26 protein-coding genes are annotated in these 20,921 nt (G+C 48.2%); 6 read left to right on the forward strand and 20 right to left on the reverse strand.

Annotation, left to right across the window (positions count from 1 at the left end; translation table 11 throughout):
* From AB1L17_RS11380 to cysK, 12 genes are all read right to left on the reverse strand, one after another.
* Positions 1-146: transposase (locus tag AB1L17_RS11380; RefSeq protein ID WP_412845159.1), on the reverse strand; the 146-nt coding region annotated here is incomplete at its 3' end.
* Positions 147-232: 86 nt separating this feature from the next.
* On the reverse strand, positions 233-1,441 hold the full coding sequence (locus AB1L17_RS11385; protein ID WP_412845149.1) for an AAA family ATPase: 1,209 nt from the start codon (positions 1,439-1,441) through the stop codon (positions 233-235).
* A 10-nt stretch (positions 1,442-1,451) separates the two neighbouring features.
* Complete coding sequence (locus AB1L17_RS11390; RefSeq protein ID WP_412845148.1) at positions 1,452-2,318, reverse strand: tetratricopeptide repeat protein; 867 nt, start codon at positions 2,316-2,318, stop codon at positions 1,452-1,454.
* Complete coding sequence (locus tag AB1L17_RS11395; protein ID WP_412845147.1) at positions 2,308-2,718, reverse strand: hypothetical protein; 411 nt, start codon at positions 2,716-2,718, stop codon at positions 2,308-2,310. Before AB1L17_RS11395 ends, AB1L17_RS11390 begins: the two co-directional genes overlap by 11 nt.
* 40 nt (positions 2,719-2,758) lie before the next feature.
* Entirely contained in the window at positions 2,759-3,517 is a 759-nt protein-coding gene (locus AB1L17_RS11400) for a carbon-nitrogen hydrolase family protein (protein ID WP_412848870.1), read from the reverse strand.
* A 15-nt stretch (positions 3,518-3,532) separates the two neighbouring features.
* A complete protein-coding gene (locus AB1L17_RS11405) occupies positions 3,533-4,438 on the reverse strand; it encodes an ATP-grasp domain-containing protein (RefSeq protein WP_412845145.1) in 906 nt (301 codons plus the stop codon).
* Positions 4,439-4,580: 142 nt separating this feature from the next.
* Positions 4,581-4,922, reverse strand: a complete 342-nt coding sequence (locus tag AB1L17_RS11410) for a hypothetical protein (protein WP_412845144.1) — start codon at positions 4,920-4,922, stop codon at positions 4,581-4,583.
* Positions 4,923-5,066: 144 nt separating this feature from the next.
* The gene (locus AB1L17_RS11415) at positions 5,067-5,960 is read right to left on the reverse strand and encodes a YybI family spore inner coat protein (RefSeq protein ID WP_412845143.1); all 894 of its coding nucleotides are present in this window, start codon (positions 5,958-5,960) and stop codon (positions 5,067-5,069) included.
* A gap of 117 nt (positions 5,961-6,077) precedes the next feature.
* A complete protein-coding gene (locus AB1L17_RS11420; protein WP_412845142.1) occupies positions 6,078-7,295 on the reverse strand; it encodes a hypothetical protein in 1,218 nt (405 codons plus the stop codon).
* A 93-nt stretch (positions 7,296-7,388) separates the two neighbouring features.
* Positions 7,389-7,718, reverse strand: a complete 330-nt coding sequence (locus AB1L17_RS11425) for a YuzD family protein (protein WP_007715795.1) — start codon at positions 7,716-7,718, stop codon at positions 7,389-7,391.
* A gap of 28 nt (positions 7,719-7,746) precedes the next feature.
* Complete coding sequence (locus AB1L17_RS11430) at positions 7,747-8,880, reverse strand: bifunctional cystathionine gamma-lyase/homocysteine desulfhydrase (protein WP_412845141.1); 1,134 nt, start codon at positions 8,878-8,880, stop codon at positions 7,747-7,749.
* A 1-nt stretch (position 8,881) separates the two neighbouring features.
* Complete coding sequence (gene cysK, locus AB1L17_RS11435; RefSeq protein ID WP_007715789.1) at positions 8,882-9,805, reverse strand: cysteine synthase A; 924 nt, start codon at positions 9,803-9,805, stop codon at positions 8,882-8,884.
* A 200-nt stretch (positions 9,806-10,005) separates the two neighbouring features.
* Here cysK and AB1L17_RS11440 point away from each other — a divergent pair, with 200 nt between their 5' ends.
* On the forward strand, positions 10,006-10,233 hold the full coding sequence (locus tag AB1L17_RS11440) for a NifU family protein (protein ID WP_007715787.1): 228 nt from the start codon (positions 10,006-10,008) through the stop codon (positions 10,231-10,233).
* Between the two features lie 52 nt (positions 10,234-10,285).
* Here AB1L17_RS11440 and AB1L17_RS11445 read toward each other — a convergent pair whose 3' ends face one another.
* From AB1L17_RS11445 to AB1L17_RS11455, 3 genes are read right to left on the reverse strand one after another with little or no spacing between them, the layout of a single operon-like run.
* On the reverse strand, positions 10,286-11,200 hold the full coding sequence (locus AB1L17_RS11445) for an alpha/beta hydrolase (RefSeq protein WP_412845140.1): 915 nt from the start codon (positions 11,198-11,200) through the stop codon (positions 10,286-10,288).
* Complete coding sequence (locus tag AB1L17_RS11450; protein ID WP_412845139.1) at positions 11,197-12,156, reverse strand: 2-hydroxyacid dehydrogenase; 960 nt, start codon at positions 12,154-12,156, stop codon at positions 11,197-11,199. The genes AB1L17_RS11445 and AB1L17_RS11450 overlap by 4 nt, the downstream gene beginning before the upstream one ends.
* Complete coding sequence (locus AB1L17_RS11455) at positions 12,113-13,210, reverse strand: YutH/CotS family kinase-like spore coat protein (RefSeq protein WP_412848871.1); 1,098 nt, start codon at positions 13,208-13,210, stop codon at positions 12,113-12,115. The genes AB1L17_RS11450 and AB1L17_RS11455 overlap by 44 nt, the downstream gene beginning before the upstream one ends.
* Positions 13,211-13,317: 107 nt before the next feature.
* Here AB1L17_RS11455 and AB1L17_RS11460 point away from each other — a divergent pair, with 107 nt between their 5' ends.
* Complete coding sequence (locus tag AB1L17_RS11460) at positions 13,318-13,836, forward strand: phosphatidylglycerophosphatase A family protein (protein ID WP_412845137.1); 519 nt, start codon at positions 13,318-13,320, stop codon at positions 13,834-13,836.
* On the opposite strand, the gene AB1L17_RS11465 is transcribed toward AB1L17_RS11460, so the two are convergent.
* From AB1L17_RS11465 to AB1L17_RS11475, 3 genes are all read right to left on the reverse strand, one after another.
* Positions 13,828-14,607 (reverse strand): 5' nucleotidase NucF, encoded by a 780-nt coding sequence (locus AB1L17_RS11465; protein ID WP_412845136.1) that lies wholly within the window; start codon positions 14,605-14,607, stop codon positions 13,828-13,830. The two genes, AB1L17_RS11460 and AB1L17_RS11465, sit on opposite strands and share 9 nt — an antisense overlap.
* Before the next feature lie 126 nt (positions 14,608-14,733).
* On the reverse strand, positions 14,734-15,363 hold the full coding sequence (locus tag AB1L17_RS11470) for a helix-turn-helix transcriptional regulator (RefSeq protein WP_412845158.1): 630 nt from the start codon (positions 15,361-15,363) through the stop codon (positions 14,734-14,736).
* A 109-nt stretch (positions 15,364-15,472) separates the two neighbouring features.
* A complete protein-coding gene (locus AB1L17_RS11475; RefSeq protein ID WP_412845135.1) occupies positions 15,473-15,907 on the reverse strand; it encodes a DUF86 domain-containing protein in 435 nt (144 codons plus the stop codon).
* Positions 15,908-16,186: 279 nt separating this feature from the next.
* On the opposite strand from AB1L17_RS11475, the gene glpX reads away from it, so the two are divergent.
* The 3 genes from glpX (at position 16,187) to AB1L17_RS11490 (ending at position 18,021) form a co-directional block, all read left to right on the forward strand.
* Positions 16,187-17,161: a class II fructose-bisphosphatase gene (glpX, locus tag AB1L17_RS11480; protein ID WP_412845134.1), complete on the forward strand. Its 975-nt coding sequence runs from the start codon at positions 16,187-16,189 to the stop codon at positions 17,159-17,161.
* Between the two features lie 12 nt (positions 17,162-17,173).
* Entirely contained in the window at positions 17,174-17,443 is a 270-nt protein-coding gene (locus AB1L17_RS11485; RefSeq protein WP_412845133.1) for a DUF3055 domain-containing protein, read from the forward strand.
* 149 nt (positions 17,444-17,592) lie between these two features.
* Positions 17,593-18,021 (forward strand): hypothetical protein, encoded by a 429-nt coding sequence (locus tag AB1L17_RS11490; RefSeq protein ID WP_412845132.1) that lies wholly within the window; start codon positions 17,593-17,595, stop codon positions 18,019-18,021.
* A 97-nt stretch (positions 18,022-18,118) separates the two neighbouring features.
* Here the strand turns inward: AB1L17_RS11490 and AB1L17_RS11495 are convergent, their stop codons facing one another.
* Complete coding sequence (locus AB1L17_RS11495) at positions 18,119-18,790, reverse strand: YutD family protein (RefSeq protein WP_412845131.1); 672 nt, start codon at positions 18,788-18,790, stop codon at positions 18,119-18,121.
* A 79-nt stretch (positions 18,791-18,869) separates the two neighbouring features.
* Here AB1L17_RS11495 and AB1L17_RS11500 point away from each other — a divergent pair, with 79 nt between their 5' ends.
* Entirely contained in the window at positions 18,870-19,865 is a 996-nt protein-coding gene (locus tag AB1L17_RS11500; protein ID WP_412845130.1) for a YhcN/YlaJ family sporulation lipoprotein, read from the forward strand.
* A 70-nt stretch (positions 19,866-19,935) separates the two neighbouring features.
* On the opposite strand, the gene lipA is transcribed toward AB1L17_RS11500, so the two are convergent.
* Positions 19,936-20,838 carry a lipoyl synthase gene (gene lipA, locus AB1L17_RS11505; protein ID WP_142066645.1) on the reverse strand — a complete coding sequence of 301 codons (903 nt, stop codon included), beginning with the start codon at positions 20,836-20,838 and terminating at the stop codon, positions 19,936-19,938.
* Between the last annotated feature and the right edge of the window lie 83 nt (positions 20,839-20,921).

The following is a 20,921-nucleotide window of genomic DNA, read 5'->3' on the forward strand; positions in this document are numbered from 1 at the left end:
TCATTTTCGTAGTATTTAACCCAGCGTCTTATTGAAGCCTCTGGAATATTCAACTCTTTAGCAACGCGTTTATAGCCACATTCAAGATACATCTGAACTGCTTTATATTTCGATTCAGCTGAATGAGTATGTTGTAATCTTTTCATGAAAAAATCCCCTCCAAATTAACAGTAAGAGTCAATCTCTTAACTGTCTACCTAAAGGGGATAATATCATGATACGGGCGTCAGCTTTATCTGTTTGTCGTTGTTATGGTTAAATGCTTATAGCGGGATAAGAATGCTTCCACATCATTATACAGCCCGCCCTGATTGGCATATTTCACGTAATTTTTGACCGTGCGCAGCCATTCAATGGTAGAAGGATGGGTGGATGCGATTGCCTGCTTCAAATCATTCATTTGGATCGGACGTTCAACGCCTGTCTTCATGATTTCAGCGATCACCATTTCTGTAGCAGTTTCTATGACATTCTCGATGTCTGCACCAGAATACAGGTCCGTTTCCTTTGCCAACCAGTCGTAATCGATCTCAACCACGGGACGTTCTGCCAGCTTAATTTGAAATATCGTCTTCCTCGCTTCTTCATCTGGAGGAGAGACAAAAATCATCTTGTCAAAGCGACCAGGGCGCTTAAAGGCAGGGTCCACATCCCACGGCATATTGGTCGCACCGATGATGAGCATTTTGTCGGTGCTGGTATCAATCCCTTCAATCTCGGTCAAAAGCGTATCAATGAGCGTCCGCATCGAGTTGGACGAAGAACGGCCGCGGTTGTAGCCGAGTGCATCCATTTCATCGAGGAATAGTACACTTGGCTTGTTCGCTCTCGCAGACGAAAACAGCTCGCGGAGGTTTTGCTCACTGACTCCGATGTACGGATCGAGAATATCCGCAATATGTACGGGCACAAAGCGGGCACGGCACTCCCCTGCTGTTGCTTTGGCAATAAACGTTTTGCCGCATCCTGGCGGCCCGTACAAGAGGATTCCGCCCCCTACTTTTTTCTTGAAGCGTTCAAACAACCCTGGGGACACAAACGGTTTGATAATTTTCATATGAATGGCATTCTTCACATCGTGCAGTCCGCCTACATCCTCGAAGGTCACTCGGTCTTTTTCTTTATCCCGTCTGCCAGCTTGTCCGCCAGAAATAACTTGAAAAGGTTTGGCGTCATGCGCAGCTACAGATGCTTCCTCAGCAGCCTCTTGCGGTATGGAGGGCTGACTTGGTGTTGGGCTAGGAGCAGCAGCCAGCTTGCCCAGCTCCACGATGATTTGCTGCTGAAGTGCTTGATCACTAAAACGGAGCGCCTGGGTGAACGCTTGCAGCGCTTCATTATTTTGACCGATTTGCGCGTATTCCAAGCCCAACAGATACCATGCAGACCCATTTTCCGGGTTGCTTTCTGCCATTTGTTTGACGACATCGATTTTATTCAATCGGAACTCCTCACTTTACAAACAGTTTATAAACGAACCCCGAAATCCACGTGTAAACATTGAAGATTAACAAAAAAGGAATGATGATAGCCAATGCTGGTGGAAACAAGAAAATCGCCAGGAAAATGAGTCCCATACACACTGCCCATGAGCCGAACGGTCCTCCCAGCTTGCCTACAATTCGATTCGGCAAAAAGATGATATGTGTCTCCTTTTCGATTGCGTCCAGCAGTTCTTTTACACGGGCATTTGTCGGGTCTAGCATAAAGGCTTGGACCAGGCTTTCCTTTGCTGTTTTGTAGTCATCCCGGAAATAAGCTTCTTCCCCGATTTTGATCAGCTTGTACAGATCATCCTCAGCTACTTGAACATAACCAGCCAGGGCTTCACGCTTCTCTTTTTCCTTTCCGTCGATCATTCCCATATAGAACTGGTAATGCAGCACCGTTGAGTCCATCGGGTCTATTCGTTTCGCTTCTTCCATGAGCAGCCTGGCCTTTTTTATATGTCCCGTCTCATACATCAGGAACGCATAGGTTGCGATAATAGCTGGCTCCCCTGGATCTAAGGATAACGCATACAGCATCGCCTGCTCCGCTTCATACCACTTTTTTTGATGCTTCAGGATCAGACCAAGGGTTTTGTACACGTAGGCGGTTACGAATCCTTCCCGAATGGCATTTGTGCAGAGCTCATAGGCTTCTTCATAATTGTCCAGTTGGTATTCACAATACGCCATCTTGTAGAGCAGCCTGGGATGCGTTGCGTTTTCAGCCAATGCCTGCTTGAACTGTTCCCTGGCCTGTTCATAGCGTCCCATCTCATAATAATGCTCGCCCAACCGATAGTGCGAATTCTCTATCACTTCAGTATCCATACAATAGCGGCACTCCTTTTGTCAGATAAAAATATTCAAGCGCTCGGCTAAGTACAGCGAAAACGATGGCTTCTACCAAAATCGGTTTTCTCGTGGTATGGATCGCCAAATGGTGTTTGTACCGTGCCCTCATCAAGAAGAAAAACATCACACCTACACCAATTCCCAAAAAAGAGCGCATGCTAAGCGGCGTAAATAAAAACAGACCTATGCTCACTGCTATCACAATGTTACGCCACAGCGGATTGACCTGTAGCCAACATGCATTCTTCGTCCCCAATACAAACGCTGGCAAAAATCCACCGATGATAGAGGCTATGCAGTAGTAGGTCAGATCGTACGATTTGGTTTCGTAGTTGACACCGGGCTTCAGACTCGGTTGAAACAATTCTGGATTCATGCATTCACGCTCATTTCATAAAGGTAAGACGACCTATTTCCTATTCAACGAGCTCCGGCAAGAAACGCTGCGCCAGTAACCGAGTAGCTCTCGCAGGATCAATCTCGTACACAAGCAGCTCCTCGACGCCTGCCTCTGCAACACTCAGCCGTTCCCCGGTTGGTGAGATCAGAGCCGTCGTCACTTGTTGATTCGGTATAGCGTAATTCACGCTTGCGAAGTAGATGTTGTTTTCCAAGCTTCTGCAAACCATTGCCCCATTGTAAAAATCAGGATTGCTCACTTCACCTGTAAACATCGGATGAAAAACGATACTCGCACCGCGTCTTGCAGCCCACCGTACCGTCTCTGGATATCGCCATCCTTCATGACAAATGACAATACCAAATGTCACATCCTCCATGGTGAACAGCTGGCGTCCTTCACCTGGAACATAATCGAACTGGTCCTCATCTGGATCAATCTGATTTTTGATTTGTAGCCCGAGGTCTTCTCCATTTTTTCCGACAACAAAGGCGACCAAGTGATAGCCGTGTTCATCCTTCCACTCCATCGGTAAAATAACGGCGATCCGGCACTCACCAGCCAGAGCACGAATGTCCGCTAACGCTCTCAGCTGTACTTGATGGTCGTAAGCCTCCACTTCATAGCCTACACCGCGCAGCCCTGGAATGACGGATTCAGGAAAGCAAACCAGATCGCAGTTACTGTTGGCAGCGTTCATGATCTGTTGCTTGATGATCGCGAGTCCATCCGCCGCTGATTGGGGGAACCTCGTCTGAGCCAAGCCAATTTTCAACAGGGACACCTCTTTCTATGTAAGAATCCTTTTTATTTTCGTGAAAAATTCAAACGGATCAGCCTGTTCAGGCAATGCAGAAACCTGTGCATCCCCTAGCTCTAGAATCGTCCACGAGCCATTTTCCAGCTTGGCGATATCCATGGTAAAAAAGCAGCTCTGAATTTTTTTCGCTACATCTAAAAACGGATGGAGATCCGGCGGGGTGACGTCATATTCGCCTTCCTCCCAATAGTTCGCCATGAACAAGGGCTCGCCATCGAAAAAGAAAATGCGATATTCCTGTGATAATGGCATACTGCTCTGCGAATGAAAGGTCAAAAATTGCAGCTTTACAAATTCTCGAAAGACGATTCCCTCATTCAACTCATCCTGCTGTAGCTCCAAAAATCGTCTCGTCACCTGCTGTACCTTGTCTTTATCGGAAGCATCGGGAATATAGCAAGCCTCATTCCAATCGTGTTTACGGGACTTTACAAAATCTTTGATCATGATTGGAGACTGCCCAAATATTTTTACAATCTGATGCACGTTGTCAAACGATTCGTCGATCGCTGATTGATGCAGCCAAACCGATCGCGGTGTGAAATCCTTGATTACCTCATACGACTCGGGCAAGTAATGGCAATGGACGTATTTTTCAGGCGTATTGATTAGTTGTACATTTTTGGTTAGCAGGGCGTCATACAATTTTTTGTACTGTACTGGCTTTAGCATCCATCCCCTGTAGATAGCCGTGACTTTTTGGGGAACAGGTTTTATATGCTTGATAGCTGCGAGCGGGTTGTCATCGTAAATCAGTTGCTCCAAGCTGATCAGATGGATGTCCAAGCCAAGTTGTTTGGCGCATGTATACTCATGCTCGTAGCTTTCATCGACTTTGGAATCATGAAATGGTTGACTGCAAAATAAGAATTTCATCCAAGCGCTCCTCCTCTCACTAGAAAGAGAAAAGTAGGGAAAATAAGGAAATCACAATATTTCCTCATTATACAAGATTATCATGAGAACGTAAAAAAAACCGTCAAGACTGATCCCGACGGTTTCGCTTCTTCCTGTTCACTTATCGCTTTTGAACGCGTAAAACAGGTACTTTTTTCGGTTCATAGGTGTCTGCCAGTATCTTCTCTTGGATGACATTCAGCTTGAGCAGACTGGAGATTTTTCCGGTATCCGCCTTCGACATGAGCCTCCAAAGAGACGGGTCTGGCAAGGCGTTGTACAGCCGATCGTCATTGTATTCGCGCCGCTCCTGATAAGTAATCAGCAGCTTGTATTCGCCTTCCTCTGCACTGCCTGCTTCACTGTAGGCTTCAATCAATTGACTCCGCAGCTCATTTAACTCTTCTTCTACTTGCTTTTGAATTTCTTTCAACTCATAGTAGCGAGCAATCTGTTGGTCCATCCGCTCTACCTCCTTTGGTTACCCCTGTACCCAAAATCCTTATGAGGAAAAGTCGGTTGATAGAACCATTGTCTTGCCATGAAAAATAGCCTCCTTTTCATCTACATAGATAAGGAGGCTATGTCGTTTCAAGCCTAAGAAATATTACTTGCCAATCATTGTGTTGATCGCTTCACCCGGGTGTTTTTTCAAGAAGGTAGAATACTCGACTTCCCATGCATTCCACTTGCCTTCACCTTGGTAGCCCCATACGGAGTTGATACGGGAGACAGTATCGGTGTTGTTGATCCCTACGAGTCGTTGCTCTCCTACCAGCTCAAACGTTCCATTCGCATCCATATCGATCGGAGTCAAAGCGCCGAAAGGATAGGAGAACACAGAAACTGCTTCTTCGGTTTGCTGTACTTTGCCTGCTTTGTCATACAGCTTGGCAGCCACGTATACATCTTGGTTGGCGCTCACGTCAATCGTCAGTGGTTTGTCCAGATGGGAGCCTTTGCCCTCTACTTTAAAGCCATCTACGAATTTACCCTCGTAACGGATTCCTTCGTTTTCTTTCTCACCAAAAATGACGGCTGGCTTGTTATTTTCAAAAGTAGCGATCACATGGCTGTAGACACCGCCGCTGCCGCCAGTCGCTGTTTTTACGAACGCATCGGCAACATGATCACCCGTGAAATCTACGAGCGTCAACTCCCCTTCATAGCCGCCCAATTCTTTGATGTCTGTTTGGCTATAAGCACCGGATTTTCCGTCTTTTACGACGATGTTCATATTGGAAGAATAGATGTCATCCGCTTTTTCTTTTTGACCAACCAGATAAACGATGTCATCCTTTTTATCGCCATTCACGTCAGCCGTTTTTTGATCGATTACGTACGTGTTTTTATCGAGCTTCAGTTCAGCTGCGGCAGAGAATGGCTTTCCTTTTTCAGAGTCCGCATGAGCTACCTGCGTATTCAACGCAGAAAATCCAGTTACTCCTACAACTCCTGCAAGCAGCAAATATGTAACAGGCTTCATCCATTTTTTATTCATCGTAATAGCCTCCACTAGATGTTTTAGGTTATTGGTTACATTTACTACTATAGGACGAAGCCTGATCCATTTCGTTACAAAAGGTTTACGAATGAATAACAATTAGGTAAACAAGTCTTATTTGACGTTATCCAGTACACTTTTGATGATAGCTGCTGAGTCTTGGGCTCTGTTCAGGTTGTATTGCTGTCTGACCGCTTGATAAACGGCGTTTACGTTTTTGCTGCTTTTGTTTTTACGGTAGGCAGCCATTTGCTTTGAAAACTTCGGATTGTGGATGAGATCACGGCTCCAGTCCCATACGCGGGGCTTCATCGCATCCTTGCGCGCAAGGTCAATCGTCTGTGGAAAACGAGGGACAAAATGCTGATAGATTTTACTCGTCACATTCTGATATTCCTTCGTGTCTTGAATGGAGTAGAAGTTCGGATGATCTTTTGCAGGTTTCCCATTCACATAGATCATTTCATCCGCGCGAGTGGGCAGCATGTCATCATACAGCTTGACCTGATAATACTCCCAGCCACCGTCCGTCTTTTTTCCCGGCATGATGAGCGTGATAAAGTGAAACAGCCGATCATAGGCATATTCCTGCGCGTATTGTTCCGGACCAGGGTCCATGCTAAGTGGAGTCTGCGGATAAATATAGCCTTCTTTATCGACTACAAAGCCAGGCAGACCTACTTCGACAGCCCAGCGAACGGCAACATTTTCTGAGTCCTTCAGGTCAATTCCGCCATGATATGGTCTGGTTGCTCCAAACATGCGATAGAGTACTGTTGCTACGAATTCCTTCGTTGCTACCCCGTCATCAATTTCGTTGGGCATGACATAGCCGGCTTGAATGAGTGGTTGCAATCGGGCATTCATATTGATTTGGGCTCTGGATTCACGCAGTGCTCTACCCTCATCAGAAAAGGGGCTCGTATTCATAATGTCTATATCCAGCTGATCCAGATCCACGTCAGCCGGATAAGCAGGTGCTAATGTGCCAATAAAATGATAGATATTCCAGAGAAAGCCTTTTTTCGAAGACAAGAAATTCAAACGATACTGTAAATACAGTTTGTAATACGTGTCTTTTGTTTCCATGTCGATGAGGTAGTCTTCGAAAGAATATGGGCGCAGTCCCGATAGCGTTGGTAGTGGATTAGCAATCGAGACCATCTGTTTATTCAAAAACAAGTATTTCTCTGGATTATGAGGTAGCTTGTATGTAATCTGATAGCTGGTTACTTTTGCCTCCGCAATATTCGTAGCTGGTGGAAATAGGAACATAGTGGTAAAACATAAGGTGCATGCGAGCACAGCATTTATCACTTTGTTTCCAACCATAGAAAAATCATCCTTTCTATCTTTATACACATGAGAACACTTAAATGAAAAAACGACCAGACATAAACTCATCTGGTCGTTTCTAGTGCGCTCTTATTCAGCCAAAGAAGCAATCGGCTGCACGCCCATGCTCTCTAGCTTTTCATAGATGTCCTTTAATTTCGGATTTCCCTCACCGACAATTTCCCCGGAAATTACGACAAGCGGATACCATAAATCTTCCTCGATGATACGATTCGCCCAGCTTTTGTCATCGTCTGTCTGCGGCTGTTGAAAGTCGCTATAAACGATGCGGATGCTGTCACTCCCGTACTTCCGTGAGAGTGCGGCCTCCAGCCACTCGGCTGTTTCCTTTGCAGATGGCAAATTGACGCAGCTCGCGCACAATTGCTCTGTTCCAAAAACCTTGATATCGACAGTCACTATATCCGCCCTCCCCGGGTCTGCTAGCTTAGGACAACGCTTGATCCAGGTCCTCGATCAAGTCCTGAACATCCTCAATACCAACAGAGATTCGTACCAAGCCATCCGTAATGCCCAGCTCAGCACGGCGCTCTGCCGGGATAGAAGCATGTGTCATGCGTGCAGGTACGCTGATCAAGCTCTCTACTGCACCCAGCGATTCTGCCAGCGTGTAGTATTTCACCTTCGCCAACACTTCGTCAGCACGCTCTGCGCTGCCTACGTCGAAGGAAATCATCCCGCCAAAGCCACGTGCTTGCTTTTGAATCAGCTCATGACCAGAATGGCTGGACAGACCAGGATAGATCACTCGTTTGATGTCGCTGCGCTCAGACAGCCATTTTGCCAGCGTACGTGCGTTGTGCTCATGCTCTTCCATACGAATTCCCAACGTCTTCATACCGCGCAGCAAAAGCCAAGAATCTTGTGGTCCGAGCACGCCGCCAATCGCATTTTGTACAAAGTGGAGGTCTTCACCTACTTGAGCATCCTTCGCTACGACCAGACCTGCTACTACGTCGCTGTGTCCGCCCAAATATTTCGTTGCACTGTGGAAGACGATGTCAGCACCGAGATCCAGTGGATTTTGCCAGTATGGAGTCATGAACGTGTTGTCTACCACGAGCAGCACGCCTTTTGCCTTCGCGATTTCTCCCAACGCGCTGATGTCGCTTACTTTCAACAATGGGTTTGTCGGTGTTTCCATGATAATTGCTTTTGTTTCCGGGCGAATTGCCGCCTCTACAGCTGCCAGATCGCTTGTGTCTACATAAGTCGCTTCCAGACCCATACGGGAGAATACGCGAGTAATGACGCGGTAAGTACCGCCGTATACATCGTCACCTACTACGAGATGGTCGCCTTTGTTGAACAGCGAGAGGATCGTAGAGAGCGCAGCCATACCGGAACCAAATGCAAAGCCGCGTGCTCCGCCTTCGATTTCAGCGATGTATGTTTCCAAGGCGTGACGGGTCGGATTCCCGGTACGGGAGTATTCGAAGCCCTTGTGAACGCCAATTGCTTCTTGCTTGTATGTGCTTACCTGATAAATCGGAACAGATACGGCTCCTGTATGTGGATCTCCATCGATTCCGCCGTGAATCAGACGAGTTTTGATACGCATCTTAAATTCCTCCCTGGTAAATTTTCTTGCTTAGATAACGTTCGCTGCCGTCAGCAAACAAGGTAACGATGTTCGTTCCCGGAGCTGCTTCTCTCGCCTCGCGCAGAGCCGCTGCCATCGCTGCGCCTGAGGAGCTGCCTACGAGCAAGCCTTCCTTGGCGGCCAGCTGCTTGACCAGATCGAATGCTTCCACATCGAGAATCGTGTGAATCGCGTTGAAGTAGCTCGTATCCATGAACGGAGGCAAAAACTCCATCCCGATTCCTTCTGTCTTATGCGGGCCTGATTCTCCCCCATTCAAGATGGAACCTTCTGGCTCGACAATCACCGTTTTCACGTTTGGATTTTGCTCTTTCAAATAACGAGCAGCACCCATGAAAGTACCGCCAGACCCTGCACCTGCAACAAACACGTTTACTTGACCGTCCATCTGACTCCAAATTTCCGGACCCGTTGTCTTGTAGTGTGCATCTGGATTTGCCGGGTTAGCAAATTGCTGTGGCACAAAAGCACCTGGAATAGACTCTGCGAGTTCCTTTGCCTTCGCAATCGCACCCTTAATTCCCAGCTCAGTTGGCGTGTTGACAACTTCTGCTCCGAGAGCACGCATCAGCTCTTGCTTTTCCTCAGAAAACTTCGCTGGTACGCAGAAAATAACTTTATAACCTGTTCCTACAGCGGCCAGCGCTACACCAATGCCTGTATTTCCTGCTGTCGGTTCAATAATCGTACCACCTGGGGCCAACTGGCCGTTCTCTTCTGCGGCGCGGATCAGTTCCATGCCCAGTCTGTCTTTTACGCTGCCTCCCGGGTTAAAATACTCCAGCTTGGCAAACAAGCGGACACCCTCCGGAAGCTCAAATTGTGTAATTTCGACGATCGGCGTATTACCAATCAGTTCCTTCACATTGCGAAATACGTTCACGAAGATCTGACTCCTTATGTTGAAGTACTTGCTTCTTTCTTTTACTTTTTCATTATAACATGCAAAGATTACAAAAAGTCCATGCGACTAAACTTCGGTGTCTCGTCTGAACTTAAAGTGTCAACAGGGCATGTAAGCCATGGATTTCTCACCATGGTATGATTATAATAAAGGAGAGGTTTGAAAGGAGTGAATGTAATATGGATATCATGGATCAAGTACAAGAAGTTCTCGATAAACTGCGCCCTTACCTGCAACGTGACGGCGGGGACGTACAACTCGTTGATGTAGAAGATGGCATCGTAAAGCTGCGCCTGATGGGTGCATGCGGTAGCTGCCCTTCCTCCACAATCACCCTGAAAGCAGGAATCGAGCGTGCACTGGTGGAAGAAATCCCAGGCATCAAAGAAGTTCAACAAGTATTCTAAACCAGGCACACCGACATGAAAGCAGCTACAGCAACCGCGTAGCTGCTTTTTTTCATTTCCCCATTCCTTTTTCCAAAAAAGCAATGACGCGCTTCCCGTATTCGTCAGGAACTAACGGATAGCTGCGGACGTGACCCGCACGCGGTACAATCCAGATGTCGGAATCTGCGTCTTGCGTAAGCTCAAATAGTCGTTGACTGTTTACCATAGGGATGGTCGTATCGCAATCCCCGTGAATAAAAAGAATCGGTTTTCTCGCCTGCTGTACTGCCTGATACGGATTGACATCGCGCGGATTTGCTCCCAAGAGTATCGGACACAAGGTGAGGATGAGCCAGTTGAATGGAATTCTGGGCAGGCCCGTCCACTGTGGCAAGTTCTCAATCAAGTATTCACGCAAGGAATAGAACGGTGAATCTGCCACAATCGCTGTAATCCGTTCATCCATTCCCCCAACCATCAAGGAAGTAGCCGCTCCCATAGAAAATCCAATGAGACCTAGTGTGTGTTCCGGCTTCTTGGCAGCTGCAAAGTCGATGGCCCCGAGCAAATCCTGCTGCTCACGAAGACCGATCGTCGTCAGCGCGTCGCTGGACTCACCCGCATTGCGAAAGTCAAACATCAACACATCAAAGCCGGCATGCACAAGTCTCGCAGCCAGTGATAAAGCAGGCAGATGCGGCTCTAATCGGTTTTGACTATACCCATGGGCAAAGACAAGCGTGCGCCCATTCGAAACTCGACCATTTTTATCAGCCGACAAGTACCATCCCGCCAGCGAAATCGTCTCTTCCCTGCTCGGAAAAACAACCGCTTCCACCTGTTCGATCCCAAAGTCTCGCGGGTCCATGTTAATCGGCTTTCGAACAGGGTGCGTCAAGCGCCAGGTTACATGAAACGCTACAGCTACGGCGGCAATCAAGAGAATCAATAACAGTCCAATGATCAAAATGAAGTACGTGTTCATACGGCGCTCAATGGTTCCTTTCCACTTAAAACAGCTACGATGTTAGCAGCAGCCAGACGCGCCATCTCCGCCCTCGTTTGCACAGTCGCACTGCCGATGTGCGGCAAGGCTACGACATTTGGCAATTGCAAGAGCGGGTTATCCATGGGGACAGGTTCAACCGCAAAAACGTCCAGTCCAGCCGCCCATATTTTTTTGTCCACCAGCGCCTGGTACAGTGCCGCCTCGTCTACAGTCCCACCACGAGAGACATTGATAAAAACAGCGGTTTCTTTCATGAGCGAAAATTGTTTTTCCCCCATTAGCATGCGTGTCTCTTCTGTCAGTGGTGTAAGTAGAACGACGTAATCGGACTCTTGTAGAAGCTCCGCCAAATCAGCGTACCGCGCTCCTGTCTCTTTCTCTGCCTGAGGCTTGCGATTCCGGTTGTGATATACGATGCGCATGCCAAAACCTTTGGCGCGTCTCGCCACAGCTTCCCCGATCCGCCCCATCCCAATAATCCCCAGGGTCGAACCATACACATTTTGACCCGCCATCAGGTTCGGACTCCATGATGTCCAATCACCCTGTAATAAAAATCGGTTGGCTTCCGTCAATCGGCGGCCTGTTGCCATCAATAGAGCGAAAGCCAAGTCGGCTGTAGCCTCTGTCAGTACATCTGGCGTGTTGGTTACGATAACTTCGTGTCTTCTGCACGCTTCCAAATCAATATTGTCGTAACCCACCGCCATGTTCGCCACGATTCTCAACCGTTTTGTACTCGCCAAAAATTGTTCGTCTACCCGTTCTGTCAGCATGGTCAGTACGGCATCTGCATGCTCAATTTTTTCCAGTAGCAGCTCACGAGGGATCGGAGTGTTTTTCGTCCATTGCTCGACACGGGCTACTTTTTCAAGCATGGCGATCACTTCAGGATTGAGTTTCCTCGTCACGAATACTTGCGGCTTGATCATCTTTTTTCCTCCACAACCAATCAATTTGTGGAATGGATACGTCATAACGCTGTGCAATGAATGGCGGGTACCTTCGAAGTCCCTCTTCCATATTTGTCAGCTCGTCTTCCAGCTGTGTTTGCCACGCTTGAATGTTGACTTCCTGGCGCTCTTCTATCGGTAGCTCCATATAAGTCTCTACGAGCTTCAAAAACCTGCCTGGGTAGAGCATGAGTGCATAGATCACGGCATATTCATCCGCAATGAGAGCAGAGACGCTGTTATAGCCATCGAGAAAGCTCGCTACAGCCTCTTCATTCCAGCCGTTTCTCTTAATCTCGGCCTTTATCCACTGCCCAACATCACGAGCCCGCATATCAAGAACCCAGTTCCATTCACCTGCCATTAGACGTACATCCTTCTCTTTCCATAGCATATACCCTTGATCAAAATTTTGGTAGGCTACTTTACCGAGACTGGCTGTTTCCTTCACGACTTTATCGTATTTGGCATCCAGCAAATATTGAACCGATAATTCACCGAGCTGGGTAATGTACGTGTAGCAGGTCAACAAGTATTCATCCATTGGTGTGAGCTCTACATTATCCTCATCCATCTCATCCCGGTACTCATTAAAATGCCGCAGTTTTCTGCGCCACATGCCAGGCCAGTTGCCAAGAGAGCTGTATGGGATAAACATCTTGTCAGATGAAAAATCGCCCGTTGCCTGATGGAACTGCGCCAACGACTGCCCACTGGCATAATGTTGATTGTCGGGAACCGACTCTCGAACACCTCTGTATAAATAATAAAGCTGCTCATCATCGACGATGTGAGCCTGCCCGCTTGTTGTCCTCACCAGCTTTAGCAAGCGGATGTCTTGCTGTTGACTCAGATGCTTTTTTACTTTTTCAATAAACTTGCTTTTGTATTTATATCCTGCTGGCGCCTCGTACATGTAGTAAAGGCCCCGATCCGTTTCCAGTACTTTACTGGCTCCTGTCGTGCGATAGCCTTGGAGCTCAAAACCATATTTGTCCTGCAGAAGCTCTTTTTCTTCCATGTAGTAGTTCACCCTCCCTGCCTACTGCTCTTCTGGCATTGTATGTCGGCATATCGGGATAGGTGCCTACTTGGATGCAGATACTAAAACACACACTTTCATAAGGAGGAACCACATGCATGAGTGAGCATCCACTAAATAGCGAGGGCTGCCTGGACTTCGTTATTGAGCTGATGGAAAAACGCGGAGTCACTATGAACGACATTGCGGAAATCGTCATGTTCCTGCAGTCAAAATACATCCCTGACATCACCTTGGACATGTGTCTGGATAGTGTATCGTCAGTCTTGAAAAAGCGCGAAGTCCAAAATGCGTTACTGACCGGGATTCAGCTCGACATACTGGCAGAACAAAAGCAGCTGCTGCCTCCTCTTCAGGCCATTATTGAATCAGACGAGCCGCTGTACGGCATTGATGAGGTACTCGCACTCGCCATCGTGAATCTGTACGGTAGCATCGGGTTCACCAACTTCGGTTATGTAGACAAGCTGAAGCACGGTAAGCTCGCAGATCTCAACGACAAGCGTTTTGGCGTCCATACTTTCCTGGACGATCTCGTCGGTGCGGTCGCAGCTGCCGCCTCCAGCCGTATTGCCCACCGCCAGAAGCAGCAGGAGGAATGCTCAGAATCAGAGTGAGATTCGTCGCTGCCATTCCGGCAAGTCTTCCGCAATATGTGTAGGTGCAGCATGATGCTTGCCTGCTTCTTCGCGGGTAGAATAGCCTGTCAAGACAAGCAAGCTATCCAATCCGCTGTTGGCACCTGCCTCAATGTCTGTATATAAATTATCCCCGACGATCAGCGTGTCAGCAGCCGCTGTACCGAGCTGCTCCAGAGCGTATCGGACGATGATCGACTCCGGCTTTCCCATCACGATTGGCTTGGTCGCAGAAGCCACGGAGACGGCAGCTACCAGTGAGCCATTGCCGGGGAACAGACCTGCATCCGTCGGCAGGGCAGCATCTGCATTCGTGGCGATAAAAGTTGCTCCTGCGCGGATGGCACGAGTGGCGATCGCGAGCTTTTCGTACGTAAAAGCACGATCAATCCCGACAATGACATAAGCCGGATCTTCTTCTGTAATCACATAGCCGGCATCCGTCAGCTGTTCACGCAAGCCCGCCTCTCCAATCACATAAACACGCGTACCAGGTGGTGCCTGCTCTCGCAAATAGGTCGCCGTCGCCATGCTCGTGGTATACACGTCCTGAGCTTTTGCTTCTACTCCCATCGCGACCAATCTTTCTGCCACGTGCTGTGCTGAGGCTGATGAATTATTGGTCAGAAACAAATAAGGAATCTGCTGATTTTTTAAGTGAGTGATGAAATCTGCCGCTCCTGGTATCGCTTCTTTTCCCCGATAAATGGTTCCGTCCAAATCAAGCAAGTAGCCCTTATATCGTTTCAACTTGTTCAATCTCCCATCTGTTGTAATCAGTCAGTTATGCAAGCTCTACCATTTTAGTGTAAACCTTCACCTTTCCTATCGCAAAAAAACCCACCCGATTCCGAGTGGATTTTCATTTTCGCTATTTTATTTCGCTTCCTTGATTTGGAACACGCATTTGTCTCCGCCTTTTGCCATGCAGGAGGTTTGCTCCACATTGGCATTCAATACCCGACGGAACAAGGAAAGCTCACAGCTACACGCTTGGTTGAATTCACGAGCCACCTGCGAGATTGGGCAATTGAACTCCTGAATCCGATAACCGTCTCCATTCTCGTCCTTTTCCCATTCCACCATATAGCCCTTATCGTTTTGCAGCTCGGCTAGCTTGGCTACACGCTGCTCCAAGTCACCTTGCATGTGGGAGCGATAATTCTCCTCCAAGCGATTCTCACGGCGTCTAAATAGCATTTCTACTTTGGACAGACCGTCGATTTCCTTTATGTCTTGCAAAAAATCTAATGTCAAATGAGAATAATTGCGCGGAAACAGCTCATCTGCCTCCTGCGACAAAGAATATACATTCGTTGGGCGTCCCATCGCTTGGCGAACAAGCGTAGACTTGATCAAATTATCTCTCTCCAGGGTGTTCAAATGGCGTCGTACCGCCATTTCTGTAATCCCTAGCTCGACGGCCATGTCGCTGACAGGGAGTGAACCTTTGACCTTGAGCATGTGCAGGATTTGATCACGAGTGGACGTTCCTTCGTTTGTCATACGTATCACCGTCCTTTCTCCTTATTGTAGTGGATCGAGACGTTTTAGTAAACAAACGAAAGTGTTTTGTATAAAATATCCGCGAATCCGTTATCAATCAAGACGTCTTTTAGAACAGTTCCTTTTTCAAAAAGGCTCTTACCTGCGGCTCAAACTGACGAATGGTAGACGAAGCTTCTTCTACAAGGGCATACATTTCATTAGCTGGCACGTTTGTATAATCATTGACCAGATGCTTGCGGAAATCAGTCACACGTGTCAGGATTACTGCCTGTTCATCGGTAATGACTTGTTCATCCCTTAAAATTTCCACGATGTCACTGTAGCTACCTGGATCACGCATAATGAAACCATCAATCAGTGCGTTTCCGACATCAACAATGCCTTCGATAGACAAGTGCAGGGCTCGCTCCATCGCTGCAACAGCTACTTCATCTGCCAAAACCGCGTTGGCTCCTCGTTCCCCCAGCTTGTCCAACAAATCAAGCATACGAGACATATGTTCCAATACTTGGTCGATTCGTTTTGTATTCACATCGTACATATATTTCTCCTTACTTTCGCTTTTTTGCTTTCCGTTTTGAGTAGTAAACAGTAAACACAAATGTTAGCACCAGGACGAGAAGCACCAATTCCCCTTCCTGCAAATAGGAATTGCTCACCGGTTTCACCCCTTTTCATCCATCAGTATACCAAATTTGTACGACCTGTCACGAATCGACTTCACTTTCTCGGTGCTGAAAAGACGACTTTTTGAACGATGACTTTGTGATACAATGATGGGGTGAATTTTTGCCGGCAAGCATAAGGGGAGGAACACACTGTGGAACGCGAATTGGCACTGGAAATTGTGCGGGTAACGGAAATGGCTGCACTCGCCTCTTCTCACTGGATGGGACGCGGGAAAAAGAATGAAGCAGATGGAGCAGCAACCAGCGCCATGCGCGCCATGTTTGACACGATCAACATGAGGGGTACCGTCGTGATTGGCGAAGGTGAACTGGATGAGGCCCCCATGCTCTATATCGGTGAAAAGCTCGGTCACCCGGAAGCAGGCGGCCCAGAGGTCGATGTGGCAGTTGACCCGTTAGAAGGAACTACAATTGTTGCCAAGGGTCACAACAATGCCATGTCTGTCATCGCTATCGGTGATCGTGGAACACTCTTGCATGCTCCAGACATGTACATGATGAAAATGGCCGTCGGCAAACGTGCTGCTGGACAAATCAACCTTTACGATCCAGTGGATAAAATGATAGAGGTTGTAGCAAAGGCAAACAACAAGCGCGTACAGGATGTGACTGTGATTATTCAGGAACGCGAACGTCACCAGGCGATCATCGACGCCATTCGTGAAAAGGGCGCACGCGTCAAGCTTTTTGGAGATGGCGATGTGGGCGCTGCCATTGCTGCCTGTCTGCCGCAAACGGGGATTGACCTGTTCTTGGGTATTGGTGGTGCTCCAGAGGGCGTGATTAGTGCTGCAGCGATCAAATGTCTGGGTGGCGACATGCAAGCCCAGCTCAAGCCGCAGAACGACATCGAGCGTGAACGCTGCATCAAAATGGGGCTCGTCAATCCGGAACAGCTGTTGACTCTGAACGATTTGGTCAAAGGGGACGACGCCATTTTTGCTGCAACAGGTGTCTCGGATGGAGAGCTGCTGCAAGGCGTGCGCTACCTCGGAGATGATATGGTGGAGACTCATTCCATCGTGATGCGTGCCCAAACCAAAACCATTCGCTTTGTCCGCGCGCTGCACAATACGGAACACAAACCAAATCTTTTATGGAAGTAGAGGGATACCTATATGGCAAATGATTTGTTCTACTTGTATGACGAAGCCGAGGATACTCGAACACGCTTTGTCAGCTTTACGGGAGAAGCTACGCGTTTTGACCTCGCGATTACAACGACCAACCGTTTCTATGGCAAGGCGATCGTCATCAACATCCAAAATGGACGCTCTGCCATTATCGGACATGATGATCTCGAAGAAGAAGGCTACCTGGAATTCGCGTTTAACTTGAACGAGCGTGAAGCAGAAGAATTGAAAACGTTTTTGGAAGCGGCTATTTAACGATCAAGGGAAGGGCTCTCGCGGGCTCTTCCTTTTATTATGGATACGGCTCGCTCCGCCCATTTCCTGCCGGACAATGCTCCTTACAGGCGAATGCCTCGTATACTGCTACTGCATAGACAGATAACGAGAGGAGTGCGAATCGCACAATGCAACCTTATCCATACGACCAAAACCAATACGATCAAACCCAATATGATCAAAATCAATATGACCAAAACGAATACAATCAAAACCAATTCGTTCAAGCTCAATATGATCAACAACCGTATTACCCATCGGATCAGGATTTTCAATATATTCCGGAAGATCAGGCTCATCCTGTCTTCTTCCGCAGAAGACGAGGTCCTGAAGTCGTTGTCGTTCCTCAGCCTTATCCTTGGTGGGGATGCAATACATGCTGGCCTGGTTATTGGCCTACTTGGCCTGGTTACCCTGGTTGGGGCGGAACACCTGGCTGGGGCGGAACACCTGGCTGGGGTGGAACACCTGGCTGGGGTGGAACACCTGGCTGGGGTGGAACACCTGGCTGGGGCGGAGCGCCTGGCTGGGGTGGCGGTAGTAGTTGGGGCGGCTGACAGCATGCCCCTCTTTTCATGACAGTTCGTACAAAAGCGAAACGAGCCCTTGGATATTCAGGGCTCGTTTTTATGTTCTTACTTATTCTTGTTCGGTTTAAGAATCACGCTTCGGCGCATTTGGCCCTGTTGGAACCTTATCGCGTTCACGATTTTGTCTCAGTTGATTGGGACGACGCTCTCGTGAACCAGAATCCTTGCCGTTTTTATCTGGTCGATCCTTTTGAAACTTTGGCTTCTCAGAGCGTTCGTTTCTCCCTGTTCCATGCCGATCAGCAGAAGAACCGTTGTTCTTGTCCTGACGCTCCTGTTTGTTTTGACGGGGATGGTACCGTCTGCGTTCTTTCCGTTCTACAAAAGGAGATGATCCACCCTCTTCACGAGGGATGTCCTGGCGAATGTCAATGATGACATCAAAGTCTGCTTCATCTTGTCCTTGGTCGTCGCCGTTGCCTGCATTTGCTTTTACCTTGCGCAATACGAAGTACGGACAACCAAAATTGCAGAATTCATGCAGGTACTCATCCAAAGCGGCGATCCGCTGCTCGAACGGTACTTTGCGATTGGCGTCAGTATAAAATCCCCGAAGACGAAGCTGCCCATAGCCCCAGTCCCCTACAATATAATCGTACTTGTCGAGGATGTCGCTATAGCGCTCCTTGAACGCTTCCAGGTTCCAGCCGTCTCGATTTACTTCCATGACTTCATAAGTACCGGCTTGCGTGCGAATCAAACTCGCTTCCTCCTTACGCATGTATACTATGTCCATCTTATCATATTTCACACAACATGAGCTAAAATTCCCACGATAACGGCCATGTACCTTTGGACATTCTATCGTGTAGGGGGTGTTACCATTGAAAAAGACATGGTTGTATCCTGCAATCGCAGGTATTGTGCTCTTGGCTTCTGGTTGTGCAAATAATGCTGCGCCCAATAACACGCAGCCGAACAGGACGATGACGAATCAAGCAGCGCCTTACACCAGGAACGTTGATGGAATGCACGTTCGCAATTACGATGGCATGGGCTTGAACAACTTTGACTGGTTCAACGGCGACAACAACGGAGCACGCACCAACAATTTTGACTGGTTCAACGGCGGCAACAACGGAGTACGTACCAACAATTTTGGCGACCGTCACGTCCGTAATGGAATGGGGCTCGCGAACAACGATGGAATGAACAACAATGGCATGTTCCCAAATGGTACCAATCCGCGAGCAAATGTCAACAACTACAACGCCTTCACGAGCGGTATGAGACCGTATAATGCCTTTACGGATCATAAAGCAGGGATGGGCACGATGGGTACTAACAACGCGCCAGCAGGTATGAACCAGTCCATTTATCAAAATCAGGCTGGGAACCGTGGTGGCGCGGGAATCATGCAAACCAGCATGCCACGCATGGGCTATGCGCAGACTGACCGTCAGCATATGAAGACCGCCAATGCAGCAAACGTCTATGTAGACCGCAATGCGTTGGCAAAAGCTGTAGGGAACGTCACCGCCAGTTGCCCTGGTGTTCAGCGTTCTACCGTTTTGGTAACGGATAGAGAAATTTTTGTAGGGGTGCACACACAGGGAGCAGATGCACGTACAGCGAAAAAACAGGCAAAAATGAACGCCGAATCGGTTTCTCCACGCTATTACAGAGTGTATGTAACCGATAATCCAAATGACATCCAGGAAATCGCTCGTGTAGCCAGCCGCTCCACTAATGTGAACACTGCCCGTACAGAAGATAAGACAAGCATTGATACGCTGGTCAAGCGCATGGGTGGAACACCCCAGCCTATGAAGGCTACTCACAAAGCTCATACAGGTACAACCAGTCGCTAAGACGTTTTTCTCCCCCATGTAGTGAAAAACCCCCTCTTTTCCGCTTTACTGCGGGTGAGGGGGTTCATTATTATTGCGCTTTTGGCATCGATTCTTTCGCAATCGTTTCCTTCGCGGCGCTTGCCTGCTCATGCGCGTGGTACGAGCTGCGTACTAACGGTCCTGACTCCACGTGGCTAAAGCCGCGCTTCATGCCCTCTTCCTTCAAGCGAGCAAATTCGTCTGGATGGTAGAACTTTTCTACCTTCAAATGCTTCTTGGTTGGCTGTAAATACTGACCGATTGTCATGATATTGACGTCGACAGAACGAAGGTCATCCATCGTCTCGATGATTTCCTCCATTGTCTCGCCTACACCAATCATCAGACTGGACTTCGTCGGAATGCTCGGCTGGAATTCCTTCGCCTTTTTCAAGAGCTCCAGTGTCCGATCGTATTTGGCTCTTGCCCGTACACGATCTGACATCCTGCGAACAGCCTCAATGTTGTGGTTCAATACGTCAGGCTTTGCGTCCATGACCACTTTTAAGGCATCCCAGTTCCCCATAAAATCGGGAATCAATACTTCCACAGAGGCAAACGGCAGTCGACGACGGATCGCACGAATCGTATCGGCAAAAATCTGCGCGCCACCATCTGCCAAATCATCACGAGCAACAGAAGTAACAACGACATGCTTCAAACGCATTTGCTCTGCTGCTTCTGCTACGCGTTCTGGTTCGGCCGTATCAAGCTCCGTCGGCAGTCCAGTTTTTACTGCACAAAACCGACAGGCTCGGGTACATATATCACCCAAAATCATGAAGGTTGCTGTACCGCTTGCCCAGCATTCATGAATGTTGGGGCATTTCGCTTCTTCACAAACGGTATGTAGCGTCTTCGTGCGCATGGTTTGCTTAAGCTCTTTAAAGCTGGCCAGTTCTGATCCTGAAACAAGGTTGATCTTGAGCCACTCCGGCTTGCGTTGCGTCATAGGGCCCACTCCTCATGTAACATCATGGTACGAGACAATAACAATCTCCATTATAGAGGTTGGATTTCGGAGGGGCAACCTCT

It is taken from the genome of Brevibacillus jepli (assembly GCF_047229145.1).
In the GTDB taxonomy this organism is placed as follows: Bacteria; Bacillota; Bacilli; order Brevibacillales; family Brevibacillaceae; genus Brevibacillus.

Excerpts from the sequence above, each read along its gene's own strand:
- AB1L17_RS11390 (WP_412845148.1), bottom strand. The coding sequence starts at position 2,318 with ATGGATACTGAAGTGATAGAGAATTCGCACTATCGGTTGGGCGAGCAT.
- AB1L17_RS11395 (WP_412845147.1), bottom strand. The coding sequence starts at position 2,718 with ATGAATCCAGAATTGTTTCAACCGAGTCTGAAGCCCGGTGTCAACTAC.
- AB1L17_RS11405 (WP_412845145.1), bottom strand. The coding sequence starts at position 4,438 with ATGAAATTCTTATTTTGCAGTCAACCATTTCATGATTCCAAAGTCGAT.
- AB1L17_RS11410 (WP_412845144.1), bottom strand. The coding sequence starts at position 4,922 with ATGGACCAACAGATTGCTCGCTACTATGAGTTGAAAGAAATTCAAAAG.
- AB1L17_RS11415 (WP_412845143.1), bottom strand. The coding sequence starts at position 5,960 with ATGAATAAAAAATGGATGAAGCCTGTTACATATTTGCTGCTTGCAGGA.
- AB1L17_RS11420 (WP_412845142.1), bottom strand. The coding sequence starts at position 7,295 with ATGGTTGGAAACAAAGTGATAAATGCTGTGCTCGCATGCACCTTATGT.
- AB1L17_RS11430 (WP_412845141.1), bottom strand. The coding sequence starts at position 8,880 with ATGCGTATCAAAACTCGTCTGATTCACGGCGGAATCGATGGAGATCCA.
- AB1L17_RS11440 (WP_007715787.1), top strand. The coding sequence starts at position 10,006 with ATGGATATCATGGATCAAGTACAAGAAGTTCTCGATAAACTGCGCCCT.
- AB1L17_RS11445 (WP_412845140.1), bottom strand. The coding sequence starts at position 11,200 with ATGAACACGTACTTCATTTTGATCATTGGACTGTTATTGATTCTCTTG.
- AB1L17_RS11450 (WP_412845139.1), bottom strand. The coding sequence starts at position 12,156 with ATGATCAAGCCGCAAGTATTCGTGACGAGGAAACTCAATCCTGAAGTG.
- AB1L17_RS11460 (WP_412845137.1), top strand. The coding sequence starts at position 13,318 with ATGAGTGAGCATCCACTAAATAGCGAGGGCTGCCTGGACTTCGTTATT.
- AB1L17_RS11470 (WP_412845158.1), bottom strand. The coding sequence starts at position 15,363 with ATGACAAACGAAGGAACGTCCACTCGTGATCAAATCCTGCACATGCTC.
- AB1L17_RS11475 (WP_412845135.1), bottom strand. The coding sequence starts at position 15,907 with ATGTACGATGTGAATACAAAACGAATCGACCAAGTATTGGAACATATG.
- AB1L17_RS11485 (WP_412845133.1), top strand. The coding sequence starts at position 17,174 with ATGGCAAATGATTTGTTCTACTTGTATGACGAAGCCGAGGATACTCGA.
- AB1L17_RS11490 (WP_412845132.1), top strand. The coding sequence starts at position 17,593 with ATGCAACCTTATCCATACGACCAAAACCAATACGATCAAACCCAATAT.
- AB1L17_RS11495 (WP_412845131.1), bottom strand. The coding sequence starts at position 18,790 with ATGGACATAGTATACATGCGTAAGGAGGAAGCGAGTTTGATTCGCACG.
- lipA (WP_142066645.1), bottom strand. The coding sequence starts at position 20,838 with ATGACGCAACGCAAGCCGGAGTGGCTCAAGATCAACCTTGTTTCAGGA.